General features: G+C 66.3%; 11 protein-coding genes. 8 read left to right on the forward strand and 3 right to left on the reverse strand.

Annotated elements, in window-relative coordinates:
• The first annotated feature begins 1 nt into the window (after position 1).
• Genes ACOI2T_RS13200 through ACOI2T_RS13210 form a run of 3 tightly spaced genes read left to right on the forward strand, consistent with a single transcriptional unit; the run spans position 2 to position 3409 of the window.
• The gene (locus ACOI2T_RS13200) at positions 2 to 2146 is read left to right on the forward strand and encodes a xanthine dehydrogenase family protein molybdopterin-binding subunit (RefSeq protein ID WP_409501546.1); all 2145 of its coding nucleotides are present in this window, start codon (positions 2 to 4) and stop codon (positions 2144 to 2146) included.
• On the forward strand, positions 2136 to 2912 hold the full coding sequence (locus ACOI2T_RS13205; RefSeq protein WP_409501547.1) for an FAD binding domain-containing protein: 777 nt from the start codon (positions 2136 to 2138) through the stop codon (positions 2910 to 2912). Before ACOI2T_RS13200 ends, ACOI2T_RS13205 begins: the two co-directional genes overlap by 11 nt.
• Positions 2912 to 3409 carry a 2Fe-2S iron-sulfur cluster-binding protein gene (locus ACOI2T_RS13210; RefSeq protein ID WP_409501548.1) on the forward strand — a complete coding sequence of 166 codons (498 nt, stop codon included), beginning with the start codon at positions 2912 to 2914 and terminating at the stop codon, positions 3407 to 3409. Before ACOI2T_RS13205 ends, ACOI2T_RS13210 begins: the two co-directional genes overlap by 1 nt.
• Here ACOI2T_RS13210 and ACOI2T_RS13215 read toward each other — a convergent pair.
• Entirely contained in the window at positions 3342 to 4952 is a 1611-nt protein-coding gene (locus ACOI2T_RS13215) for an adenylate/guanylate cyclase domain-containing protein (RefSeq protein WP_409501549.1), read from the reverse strand. The two genes, ACOI2T_RS13210 and ACOI2T_RS13215, sit on opposite strands and share 68 nt — an antisense overlap.
• A 113-nt stretch (positions 4953 to 5065) precedes the next feature.
• On the opposite strand from ACOI2T_RS13215, the gene ACOI2T_RS13220 reads away from it, so the two are divergent.
• Entirely contained in the window at positions 5066 to 5884 is an 819-nt protein-coding gene (locus tag ACOI2T_RS13220) for a universal stress protein (protein ID WP_409501550.1), read from the forward strand.
• Between the two features lies 1 nt (position 5885).
• On the opposite strand, the gene ACOI2T_RS13225 is transcribed toward ACOI2T_RS13220, so the two are convergent.
• Positions 5886 to 6536 carry a flavodoxin family protein gene (locus tag ACOI2T_RS13225; RefSeq protein WP_409501551.1) on the reverse strand — a complete coding sequence of 217 codons (651 nt, stop codon included), beginning with the start codon at positions 6534 to 6536 and terminating at the stop codon, positions 5886 to 5888.
• The gene (locus ACOI2T_RS13230; RefSeq protein ID WP_085148963.1) at positions 6533 to 7579 is read right to left on the reverse strand and encodes a LacI family DNA-binding transcriptional regulator; all 1047 of its coding nucleotides are present in this window, start codon (positions 7577 to 7579) and stop codon (positions 6533 to 6535) included. Before ACOI2T_RS13230 ends, ACOI2T_RS13225 begins: the two co-directional genes overlap by 4 nt.
• A 231-nt stretch (positions 7580 to 7810) precedes the next feature.
• Here ACOI2T_RS13230 and ACOI2T_RS13235 point away from each other — a divergent pair, with 231 nt between their 5' ends.
• Genes ACOI2T_RS13235 through ACOI2T_RS13250 form a run of 4 tightly spaced genes read left to right on the forward strand, consistent with a single transcriptional unit; the run spans position 7811 to position 12669 of the window.
• On the forward strand, positions 7811 to 9079 hold the full coding sequence (locus ACOI2T_RS13235; RefSeq protein WP_409501552.1) for a YlbE family protein: 1269 nt from the start codon (positions 7811 to 7813) through the stop codon (positions 9077 to 9079).
• Positions 9076 to 10458, forward strand: coding sequence for a glutamine synthetase family protein (locus ACOI2T_RS13240; RefSeq protein WP_409501553.1), 1383 nt, complete (start codon positions 9076 to 9078; stop codon positions 10456 to 10458). The genes ACOI2T_RS13235 and ACOI2T_RS13240 overlap by 4 nt, the downstream gene beginning before the upstream one ends.
• Entirely contained in the window at positions 10455 to 11132 is a 678-nt protein-coding gene (locus ACOI2T_RS13245) for a gamma-glutamyl-gamma-aminobutyrate hydrolase family protein (protein ID WP_409501554.1), read from the forward strand. The genes ACOI2T_RS13240 and ACOI2T_RS13245 overlap by 4 nt, the downstream gene beginning before the upstream one ends.
• A 16-nt stretch (positions 11133 to 11148) precedes the next feature.
• On the forward strand, positions 11149 to 12669 hold the full coding sequence (locus tag ACOI2T_RS13250; protein ID WP_409501555.1) for a purine-cytosine permease family protein: 1521 nt from the start codon (positions 11149 to 11151) through the stop codon (positions 12667 to 12669).
• Positions 12670 to 12821: the final 152 nt, after the last annotated feature.

Genomic DNA, 12821 nt, shown 5'->3' on the forward strand with positions numbered 1-12821 from the left:
GATGGCCACGCGGAGCGTTCCAGCCGCGATCGGCGCGACCGCGATACGCATCGACGCGATCGACAAACTGAGAGGCCGGTTCCGGTACGCGACTCACGTTCATGCCGCGGCAGAACTGCATGCCATGACCGTGCGCAGCCCCGTCGCCAGCGCCCGGATCGACCGCATCGACGCCACATCCGCCATGCGGGTGCCCGGCGCCGTCATGGTGTTGACCGGTGCCGACATACCCGGTAGGCGGCTCGGCTCGAAGGTCGCCGACCAGCCGGTGCTGGCGCACGAGCAGGTGCGTCACCACGGCGAGGCCGTCGCGCTCGCCATCGCCGAAACACCTCAAGCCGCGCGGAGAATGGCCGAACTGATCACCGTGCGGCTGACGGGTCTTCCCGCTGTCACGGATCCCGAACTGGCTCTTGACCGGTCGGCTCCCGCGGTGGGCCCCGACGGGAATCTGGTCGTGCAGCACCGGACCAGGCGTGGCAACGCCCGTGGCGAAATCGCGGTCGCCTGCCGCTGGTCGACCGGAAGGCAGGATGCGGCATTCCTGGCGCCGGAGGCCGGTGTCGCGGTTCCGCGACCAGACGGCACGATCCACCTCACGATCGCGACGCAGGACATTCATACCGACCATGCCCAGGTGACACGTGCCCTCGGCATCGAGCCCAGCCGTCTCGTCGTGCACAACAGCGGTGTGGGGGGAGCATTCGGCGGCCGCGAGGACATCACCCTGCAGGCACATCTGGTGTTGGCGGCCATGCGTACCGGCCGTCCCGTACGCATGATTTACACCAGGGCGGAATCGCTTGCCGCACATCCCAGCCGCCATCCGATGACGACCGATGTGGAGCTGACGTGCCGTCCGGACGGCGAGTTCGTCTCGCTGCGCGTCCGAACGGTGCTCGACGGTGGCGCATATGCGTCGACGTCCGCGCCGGTGTCGGCCATCGTCCATGACTTCAGCGCGGGCCTCTACCGCTTCTCGGCAGTGGATATAAAGACCAGCGCCGTCTATACGAACAATCCGCCCGCCGGTGCCATGCGGGGATTCGGCGCGACCCAGGCCTGCTTCCTCATCGAATCGACCGTCGATGCGGTCGCCGCCGAACTCGGCCGCGATCCCGTGGCGCTTCGGCGCCAGAACCTTCTGCGGGCAGGCGAACCGCTCGCGACGACCGGCCAACCGCTGACCGGATGTGCTGACCCCAGAGACGTCCTCGACGCGGCACTTGCGGTTCCCGCTCCAGATGTCCGACGGGGGACGACACACCGGCGCGGTGTGGGAGTCGCGTTGGGGATCAAGAGTGCTGGGCTGGGCCATGGGAAACCGGACCCGGCCACCGTCGCGGTCACCTTGACCGCTGCAGGCGCCGACGTGGAGTCGTCGGCCGCCGAGGTCGGACAGGGTGTCACCGAGGTGCTCATGCGAATTGTCGGCGCGCAGTTGCCCGGCGTTCCGGTCCGGGTCGTGTCGACACCGACGACGTTTCCCACTGCGGGCGGCAGCAAGGCCAGCCGGCAGACGATGGCAAGTGGCGGTGCGGCGCACCGCGCCTCGGCCGAGGTTCGTCGCCAACTTGACGAGCTGTTGGGCCGCGGTTGGACGGCAGCCACCGTCGCCGCGGACTTGGGCAGCCGCACGCTGCGACACCAGGTGACCTACGACGGTCCGGCAACCGACTCGGCGCGGCCGCACAAGGCATTCCAACTGATGGCGCACCGAGTGACGGTGGACGTCGACACGGTGACCGGCCAGGTCGAGGTCGCTCAGGCCGTCTGCGCGCAGGACTGCGGGCGAGCAATCGACCCAATTTCGGTGCGGGGGCAACTCGTCGGCGGCACGGTCCAGGGCATCGGGTTCGCGCTGTGGGAGGAGCGAACAGTCGACGCCGCAGGGATCCAGACAACGGCCGGATTCGGCGATTACCTACTCCCGACGGCCGTCGATGTCCCCGATGTGGTGGCCGTACCACTCGAGGTGCCGCATCCTGATTTGACACTGGGGGCGAAAGGGATCGGCGAGGGACCACTGGTCTCGTCGCCGGCGGCGGTGGCCGCTGCCGTCAGGTGCGCGACCGGGCGGCCGGTGAGCCGGATTCCGCTGTGGCGCGCGGAGATATCGGGTGTGAGGACAGCGCGTGACGGCTGAAATCCATCCGACGAGCTGGGCCCAGGCGGTCGACGAACTGGCCGATCCAGGCGCGATCGTCGTCGCCGGCGGTACCGGTGTCCAGCCATGGCTCACCACGAGCGGAGCCACCCCGCACGCCCTGGTGCACCTCCGAACCGTCCGCGAGGCCTGGGATGTGGAACCCCTCGCCGACGGACTGCGACTCGGTGCGATGGTGCCGGTGGACCACCCGCAGTTCGCAAGCTGGTTCGGTGACGAGGGTGCCGCATGGTTCGCCACGCCCGCCGTCCGGCGCCGCGCGACGGTGCTCGGCAACGCGATGTCGCCCATGGGGCCGCGTGAGTTGGGCCCGATACTGGTCGCCACCGGTGCCAGGATCCTGGTCAGTGCGGGCGGTGCGGATGCCGACTGGAAGTCGGTCGAACAGGCTATGGGGCAATGGGTTTCGCTACGAAAGCTGGCGATGACGATCGAACTCTGCAGACCGGAACGGATCAGCTACCGGCGGGTCTCGGCCCGCACCCGCATGAGTCGGGTCGAGGTCGGTGTGTGCGCCGCGATCGGGCCCGGATGCGGCGCGGCACTGGTCGTCCAGAGCGGGGGAGCGGTACACCGATTGACCGGCGCGGCCACGTCGTCGGATCGCGCCGACTTCGTCACGGCGGCGTGTGGCGCACTGGTTGCCCTCCCGCGCTCGGCAGAAATCGACGGCGAGATCATCGCCATGGTCACCGGACTCGCCGAACGGGTGCACCGTGATCTGCACGGCCCGAGGGTGGCCTGATGGCGTCGGCGGACATCGACGGTACCGACGTCGTGCTGCCCAACGGCGGGACGGCGAGCCTGTGGGACGTACTCGAGCAGGCAGGCATAGCCCCGCCGTTCGGATGTGGAACCGGCCATTGCGGCGCGTGCACAGTCCTGATCGACGGGGTGCCGTCGCCGTCGTGCGTGGTGCCTTCCGGCGCACTGCCCAACACAGCGGTCAACACCGTCGCGACCGCGGCGCTTCGCGAGCTGGTCGACGCGCTCGCCGCCGAGGGGGCGGTGCAGTGCGGCTTCTGCTCGCCGGGGATGGTGGTGACCTTGTCGTGGGCGGTGTGCCGTGCCGCCGCTGAACAACGGGTGCTGACCGCCACCGAGGTGAGGGAGCAACTCGTCGGCCATCTCTGCCGCTGTACGGGTTACCAGTCGATTGTCGCGGCGACCGTCGCTACGTCACGCAATCTGCAGACGGTGTCGCGGGCGGTCGCCCCCGGATCGGCTCCCGGTCGGCCTTGACCGCCACCGGTGCATAGATGGCCACGGGTGTGGTCCGGCCCCTCAGCTTCAGACCCGGACGCTGGATGAAGCACACCCGAGTATCGGTGAGCATCCCGAGTGTTCCCGCGGTGAGCAGAACGGTGTCACCGGTCTTGCGGGTGGCCTGCTCGACGCGGGCGGCGACGTTGACCGCGTCGCCGATCACGGAGAACTCGAAACGCCCTGCACCGCCGACGTTTCCGGCCACCACCGGGCCGGAGTTCAGCCCGACCCCCACCGATAACATGTCGCCGAATTCGCTACGCACGGCCGTGGCGATCGCCAGCGCGGCGGCGAGCGCCTGATCGGCGTGGCCCGGCTGGCGGCAGGGCGCGCCGAAAACCGCCATCAACCCGTCGCCGGCGTACTTGTCCACATGCCCGCCGTGCCGGTGCACCAGCGGCACGATCGTCTCGAACAGGCGGTTGAGCGTCGCCACCACCTCGGTGGGATGGAGTCGTTCGGCGAATGTGGTGAAGCCCCGCACGTCGACGAACATCAGTGTGACGTCGACCTCCTCGCCATGCAATGAGCCGCCCGCGTTCAGAATGTGTTCGGCGACAGCACGATCCACATAAGTGCCGAATGTATGGCGAATGCGTTCGCGTTCGGCGAGACCTGCCGCCATCGTGTTGAAACCGGCTTGCAGGCGCCCGATCTCGCTGGCATCGTCGACGGTGACACGGGCCGTGAAGTTACCGGCTTGCACCTGTGCCAGCGCTGCCCGCAGCGCGCCGACCCGGTCGGTGACCGAGCGTACGGCGATCAGAATGGTGAACAGGCCCACCACGATCGCCACCGCGACGAGCACGAGAATGGCCGCGAATGTGCGTTGAGCCCGGAAACCGACATCGATCAGATAACCGACGGCGAGCATCGCGACACCGAACAGTGGCACACCCGTCGCGAGCGTCCACGCCATCATCAGCCGGCGCTCGATCGTCGGTCCGAAGTGGTGTTCGGGCGTTGTGCCGCCGAGCGCCTGTGCGGACACCGGCCGCATGACACGCTCGACGATCAGGTACCAGACCGCGCTCGTGGAGACTCCACCGAGCGCGATCACGCTGAAGATGTACAGCGACGTGGACAACTGTTCCGTGACGGCCAGCGATGCGAAGACGACTGCACTCACAGCCCAGACGGCCCCGGACAGCCGAACCGCTTCGCCGGGCGCACCCAGCGTCATGCGCTGCTCGGCCGCGGTCGGCGGGCGGCCTTCGCCGAGCCATGCGGTGCTGGCTGCGAAGCGGCGGCGGCGCACCCACAGCATGATCGGGATGGCCACCCCGAGGAAGATGACGAGCACGGTTCCGCCGCGGGCCAACAGTCGCTGCGTCGCGACGGGGCTCAACACGATGGGCGCGGCGAACGCCAGGAACGCGGCCACGATCCCGCCGCCCGCGACGCTCACGCCTGCCGCGCCACACACCCAGTGCCTGAAAGTCTTGGAGCGCAGCGTTTCGCCCGCCTCGGCGGCGATGGCCTGCCCGAGGTAAGGCGTGCCGGCGAACGTTGCGTCCATACGCATGAGCCTGCCGGTGCGCCGAAGCCGCGACGAGCGTAGTGGGCTACCTGCTTATTTTCGGCCTGCGGCAAACTAACCTGGAACCACGAACGGACGAGAAGAGGACGCACATGAAGGTTGTGGTCGGATACGACGGGTCTCCTTCCGCGAATGCGGCGATCAGCACGGGCAGCCAGCTGTTCCCCGGCGCACAGGCGGTGATTCTGTACCTGTGTACACCGCCGTTCGGCAGCAAGGGTTTACGGGCGCGGTTGCGCCATTCGGCGCGCAACGTCGACGAGTTGATCGACTTGGTCGACAGCGAAAGTGACGGTGAGGCCGCCCGACTGGTCGAGACCGGCGTGACGCTGGCCCGCGCCGTCGGCTGGACGCCGGAGCCGCTCGTCAAGCGCACCTGGGCGGGCGAAGGCCTCGGCCTGGCGCAGGTGGCCGAGGAACTGCAACCGGACGTCGTGATCGTCGGGGCCCGCGGCATCGGCGCCACCGAGCACAAGATGGGCAGCGTGTCCGATCTCGTCGTGCACCATGCGCCGCAGCCGGTTCTCGTGGTTTCCAAGCACATGGTGTCGGCTGAACACGAGGCCGTGGTCGACGGTCCGATCGTCGTCGGCGTCGACGGCTCCGTCGGCGCGGACCGGGCCGTGCAGGCCGCCACACAGCTGTTCGGTGGCCGAGAGATCCTGACGGTCGCGGTCGAGGACGGCGACACCAGTGACGTGGAGGCCGCCCACCACGTTCGCCGGTTCCGCGGATCGGGGGCGGGCGCGACCGCCGATGCGCTTGTCGCGTTCGCCGACGAACACCGGGCCGCGGTGTTGGTCGTCGGCTCACGCGGACAATCGGCCGTACGGAAGATGCTGCTCGGCAGTGTCGCGGCCGCGACCCTGCAGCGGACGTACCGGCCGGCTCTCGTGGTGCCCGCAGGCTAGCTCAGCTGCTGAAACACTCGGCGGGCTCCCACACTTTGTTGGAGCGGACCGTCGTCAATCGGTAGTCGGTCACCCGGATGTCGAACAGCCGGGCTCCGAGATCGCGCGCCCGCGACAAGGGATCACTTGGGTCACAGGCGATCTCGCCCCGGCTGTTGGCGTTGCCGACAACGACCCCGGCCAGGCTCTGGTCGAGATAGCGGGTGAGTTCCTGGAATTGCGCGATGACGCCGGAGGTGGCGCCGACATAGCTCTCCTCGCAGGAGATCAGCACACCCACGGTCTTGTCCGTGATCCCGCCGACGACCTGTTCCTGCTGCGGTGCGCTGTTCGCGGTGTAGCAGAAGAGGCGGTCGAACACCGTTTTGAGCCGCGCCGGCATGCCGTAGAAATACAGCGGCATCGCGTAGATGATGCCGTCGGCCGGCAACATCTTGTCCAGCAACAGTGTTTCGTAGCGGTCATCGAGTGAGCACAGGCCGCTGGGTGTCCGGCATCGGCGGCAGTTCTCGAGCATGCGGTGCACGTAATCGTCGAGGAACACATGTTCCACCTCGTGACCGGCCAGTTTCGCCCCCTCGCACGCGGCCTCGGCGAGGAGGTGGGAGTTGCCGTCTTCGCGCGGGCTCGCGCTGATCACCAGAACTTTCATTGATTCGCTTCCATGGCTGTTGACGCGCGCACCACCAGTCGCGTCGGGATCAGGGTTCGATTGCTGTCCAACGGTGGCAGTTGGCAGTCGGGGTCCTTTCGTGCGATGAGGTCGGTCAGGCTTTCCACTGCCCGCGCCCCGATATCCCTGGGGTGCAGGAAGACTCCGGTCACCGGTGGATTGGTGACGCGCAGGATCGAGCTGTCGACGGCGCTGGCCAGCGCCAGGTCGCCGGGTACCGAGATCCCGGCTTCGCGTGCGGCGTCCAGCAGCGCGATCGCACACTCGTCGGAGCTGGTGTAGATCGAGTCGGCGGGGGAGGGCCCACTGCGCAACGACGACAGCGCCTTGCCCATCTCGTTCGGTGATGCCTCGGCCACCGCGACGACGGCGGGTCGGACATCGTTGGCGTTGCACCATTCGCCGTAGGCATGCTGGATGTCGCGGATGTAGGACCGCGACGTGGTATCCACGATGATCGCCGGCTGTGAGCAACCCTGGGCGACAAAATGATCGAGCATATCGCGGGCGGCCGCCTCGTGATCGTTGTCGACCACGAAACAGGGTCGGGCCGCCGCGACGACCGGCTCGCCGGTGGTGACGACGGGGTACTGGTCGGCGAACGAACCCTGGAGAAACTGTTCGGAGCCCTTCGGGTCGACGATGATCATGCCGTCGACGCCGAAGCTGCGCATCGAGGATGCGTCGACGCCCGATGACACGACAATCAGCGCGTACCTGGCGTCGGTGGCCGCCGCGGCGGCGCCGTTGATCAATTCGAGGAAGTACTCGGATTCGGATTTGGGGACCAGCGCGGTGCCGCGTCCACTCACGTCGAGGTCGGGCATCTGGATGGCGATGATCCTGCTCCGGCGGGTGACGAGTTGCTGGGCATGAGCGCTGGCGGTGTAGCCGAGCCGTTCGGCCACCTCGAGGACGCGATCCCTGGTTTCCTTCGCCACCCGGCCGCGGCCGTTGAGCACGTGCGACACCGTCGTCGGGGACACGTTGGCGTAGCGCGCCACGTCCTTGATGTTTGCCATTGATTGCTCGCTCTCCCGACCGTCGGGCCGTGTGTGGTGTGCCTGCGATCACATCCGGGTCTTGACCCATCGCAACTCACTGCGCTACGGTTCCATACCAGCACAAGCCAAAACGTTTTGTCAAGACGGAACGGCCGACGTTGCCGATCTGGCCAGCATCGAACTAGCGGAATCATCCATGCTGCCCATCATATGCCAAAAGGTTTTTGCACACCCTGAATGGAGGTACCCATGAGCGCTCCGGCCCAGCCTGCCGCGACTGTGACGAACGCGAATGCCGCTGCACTGGAGAGATTGTTCGCGTGTGAACCGCGCCTGATCGCGGTCGCGCCTGCCGGGGATGTCATACCCGGTATGCGGAAGGATCTCGTGCTCACCTCGGGTCCGACCCTGCCGTTCAGGGCCTACTCCGGGGGCCAGCGCGACGGACTGCTCGGGGCGGCGATGTACGAGAGCTTCGCCTCCGATCGGGACGCAGCGGCAGCCGCCTTCGAGCGGGGCACGCTCACGGTCGCCGGCTGCCAAACCCTCGGTGTCGTGGGTTCAGTGGCCGGCTTGACGACGGCTTCCATGCCTGTCCTGGTGGTCGAAGATCCGCGCACCGGTCGCCGCGCCTACTGCACGCTCTACGAAGGCGATACCGCCGACCGGCTCAATTACGGCACCTACACCGAAGCCACCCGCGAGAACCTCGACCATCTGCGAGACCGGATCGGCCCCGCGCTCGATCGAGTCGTCCGGCATCACGGTGGCATTCCGCTGAAACCGATCATCGGCAGGGCTCTGACGATGGGCGACGAACTGCACAGCCGCAACGCCGCTGCGACTGCCTTGTTCGCCCGTACGCTGCTGCCGGCCATCACCGATGCGGCTTCGTCCGACGCGCGCGTGCTCGCCGACTATCTCGCCGGCGGCGACTACTTCTTCCTGCGGCTCGCGATGGCTGCTGCCAAGGTGATGGCCGACACCATGCGCGGCGTCGTCGGCAGCACCCTTGTCACATCGATGGCCTTCTCCTGCAAGGAGTTCGGCATCCAGGTCGCCGGAACCGGCGACCACTGGTTCTGCGGTCCGCTGCCGACGTTCGAAGCGGTCCGGTTGTATCCGGGCTTCACCGAGGAGGACGTCGAGTTCATGGGTGGCGAGAGTGTCATCACCGAGGTGGTCGGACTCGGGGGAGTCGCACAGGCGGCGGCACTACCGTTGCAGCGCTCCAGCGGTGGCAACGCCGCGATCATGATCGGCCGCACCGTCGAGATGTACGACATCTGTGCAGGCGAACACCCTGACCTTCGTATCCCCGCACTCGACTACCGCGGCACCCCAGTCGGATTCGATGTTCGCCGCGTCGCCGAGACCGGGATCACGCCGTACCTCGACATCGCTATCGCCGGTGTCGGCGGCGGACAGATCGGCGGCGGCGTAGCTCGCGCGCCGCTCGAACCGTTCGTACAGGCCGCCGAAGCACTCACCCAACTCAACAAGGAGAGAAACGCATGACCGACACCATATTCGAACGCAACGACACGCTGTACAGCCTCGACCCCGAGCACACGCGAGTCGCGAAAGAACTTGGCGCCCAAGGCGTCAAGTACGCGATGGCCAACTGGATCGACGTGCTGGGCAGGCCCAAATCCAAGATCGTCCCGATGACGCACTTCGCCGATCTGATCGCGGGCGCCGAGCGCTACACACCTCGCGGTTTCGGCGGTATCGGCAACATGAACCCGACCGAGGACGAGGTCGTCGGCGTGCCCGATCTATCGACTCTCAAAATCCTGCCCTGGGACCGTCGTTACGCGTGGATGATCGCCGACATGAGCTACGGCGGGCGGGAGCCGTTCGCGTTGTGCCCACGCAATGCGCTTCGAACACAGGTCGAAGCGGCCGCCGCGCAAGGCTACTCGGTGCACCTGGGCGTCGAGCCCGAGTTCTACGTGTTCCGGCCCGAATCGCTTGACGGCGGACACGACCGGCTCGTCCCCGTCGCGCGCAGCGGATCGCTCAAACCGTCGCCGGCCTACGATGTCGAGGCGACGCTGGACGCCTCGGAATTCCTCGACACGCTCGTCGGGTACCTCGGCGAACTGGACTTCGGTGTCTATGCCTTCGGGCACGAGGGCGGTGACGGTCAATACGAACTGAGCATCGGACACGCCCCGGTGCTCGAAATGGCCGACCGGATGACGCTGTTTCGCTTCGCGGTGAAACAGATTGCCAAAGAGTGTGGACTGCTCGCCACCTTCATGCCCAAGCCATACGCGAGCATGTGGGGCTCCGGCGCACACCTCAACATGAGCTTGGTGAGCCTGGAAACCGGGCGCAACGCGTTCCGGCGAGGTGACACCGCGGGGGAGTGGACCGAGACCACGTACCAGTTCATCGCGGGTGTGCTCAAACACGCACCGGCGTTCACCGCGCTGGGCAACCCGACCACGAACTCCTACCGCAGGCTCACTCCCCGGCTGGCCGACGGGCAGATCTCCTGGGCGCCGACGCGGGTGAGCTATGGTTCCAACAACCGTTCGTGCACGGTGCGGTTACCGCAGAACCGGGCATGTATCGAGTACCGGGCCGCCGACAGTGCGGCGAACTACTACTTCGCCTCGGCACTGATGATCGCCGCCGGTCTCGAGGGTATCCGGGAAGGTCTCGACCCGGGCAAGCCGTTGGAGCAGGCCTCGCACAACTCCGATGCACCGGTTTTGCCGCGCACTCTTCTGGAAGCCATCGAGGCATTCCAATCGGATCCCCTGGTGCACAAGACATTCTCACCGGCGTTCGTCAGCGAATACACCGAGATGAAGCTCAAGGAGTGGGAGGCCGACCACCTGCTGGTCTCCGACAACGAACGCAGAAGGTACCTGCTCGAACTATGACAGTCGTCGGCGTTGTGTGTGGGCTCGGCCCCGATGGCTATTTGGCGAGCCACCGGAACTACATCGACGCGGTTGTCCGCGCGGAGGGTTCGCCGGTGCTCATTCCGGCGACGCTCGACGCAGATCGGGCACTGCGGCTGGCCGAACGTATCGACGCGCTGCTGTTGCTGAGCGGCGGGGACATCCATCCCCGCCGCTACGGCGAAACCACCAGGGCCACCCTGATGGGCGTTGACGAACAGCGTGACCTGGTCGAAATCGCGATCCTCGAACGTGCGATGCGGCGCGGTATCAAGGCATTCGGCGTGTGCCGCGGTGCGCAGTTGTTGGCCGTGGCGCACGGCGGACGGTTGCATCAGGACCTGCCTGCCAATGGCCTGCGCCAACACATGGCAGACACCGTGGACGGCGGCTACGCGTCGATCCGCCATGCCGTCGAGATCAAGGAGGGGTCGCTCGCAGGAGAGCTATTTCCCAACCTCACCGAGGTGAATTCCCAGCACCACCAAGCTATTTCCGACACCGGATCGCTCACGGCGACCGCGTGGAGCCCCGACGGAGTCGTCGAGGCAATCGAAGGCGAGATCTGTTTCGGAGTGCAGTGGCATCCGGAATTGATCTACACCGAGAATCCAGAACACCTCAAGCCATTCGAATGGCTCGTCCGAAAGTGACAACCGCATGGTCGGCATGGACTTAGACAAGGACTCGAACACCGCGCCGCGCGGTCGGCTCCCGCAGGTGGAGCGACACGGCATCGATTACATCCCCGAAGACGAACGCCGGTCCAGGCCGAGCAACCTCTATGTGTTGCTGCTAGGTGGCAGCATGACATTCGGGGTGTTCATCATCGGTTGGTATCCGATCGCCTTCGGCCTCGGTTGGTGGTCGGCGGCCACCTCGATCATGGCTGGATCAGCGGTGGGCGCCATCTTCCTGGGCCTGTCCGGACTGATGGGGCCGCACTCGGGAACCAATAATCCGGTGTCCAGCGGCGCCTACTTCGGTGTCGCGGGTCGCTTGATCGGGTCAATCCTCGAGGGGACAGCCAGCCTGGCATTCGCCGCCATCTCGATCTGGACCGGCGGCGACGCGCTGGCCTCGGCCCTCATCCGGTTTTTCGGTATGCCGGACAACGAAGTGGTTCGACTGGTGGCCTACGGTGTCCTGAGTATCACGGTCACTTTCATCTCCGTGTTCGGACATCACAGCATGATGGCTTCGCTGCGGTTCATCCTGCCGACTGCGGGCTTGTGCATGATCATCGGATTGTTCGTGTACAGCAGGGACTTCGATGCTTCCTATGCCGGCACCGGCGACTATGCGTTCGGCTCACAGTTGAACAGCTGGCTGGTCTCGGCATTGCTGTGCGCGGCCACGGTCTCGTCTTACGCAGCCTATTCGGGCGACTGGACGCGCCATATCTCACCTAAGAAGTACTCCGACCGCCGGATTGTGCTGACCCTGTTCCTCGGCGGCATTTTCGGCATGGGTGTCTGTTTCTTGTGGGGTGCATACACTTCGGCGGCGGCATTCAACGCCGGTGCCGCGGACGCGGACACCTCGTTCGTCTTCGGAGTCGTCGACATCGTGCCGCTGTGGTACATCCCGGCTCTGCTCTACCTCGGCCTGGCCTCGGGTACCACACAGGCGGTCATCAACACGTACGGTACGGGACTCGACACCAGCGCGATCTTCCCGCGGTTCAACCGGATTCAGGCGACGCTGCTGGCGTGCGGGCTCGCGACGGCACTGGTCTACGTCGGGCACTTCTACGACCGGATCGAGAGCGGAATGTCGATCTATCTCCAGTTGCTGGTCTGCTTCTCGATTCCTTGGGTGGTGATCGTGGTCTACGGCCATGTGCTGCGGCGCGGTTACTACGACGTCGACGACCTGCAGGTGTTCAATCGGCGGCTGCGCGGTGGGATCTATTGGTACAGGCGCGGTTTGAATCCGCGCATGCTGGTCCTGTGGTCGGTCGCAGCGGTGACCGGCATGCTGTTCTCGGTCAACGACGCCTACACCGGGCCGCTGGCGTTCATGATCGGTGGCATCGACGGCGGACTGATCGCGTCGGGCCTTGTCGCGCTGATCGGCTGCCCGATCGTCCACCGGATCTGGCCGGACCAGCCTGACGTGTTCGGTCCTGCCCGGGGCGGGGCACAACCCAGCGTCGCGCAGCCGCCAGCCGCCGCGCTAGAGCATTGAGGGCGCAGCGAGGCGTCCGGTCTCAAAGCGGTCACGGATGGATACCGGATCGTCGCCGGCAAACCACATCCGTCTCTGTAGCAACTATTGTCACACCTAGATCGCGCTCCGGGGTTCAGCGCAGATATCCGCACGCGTCAGCCCGAAAGGTG

This window comes from Mycolicibacterium wolinskyi str. Jessa 2025, from assembly GCF_049241375.1.
Lineage (GTDB): Bacteria > Actinomycetota > Actinomycetes > Mycobacteriales > Mycobacteriaceae > Mycobacterium > Mycobacterium wolinskyi.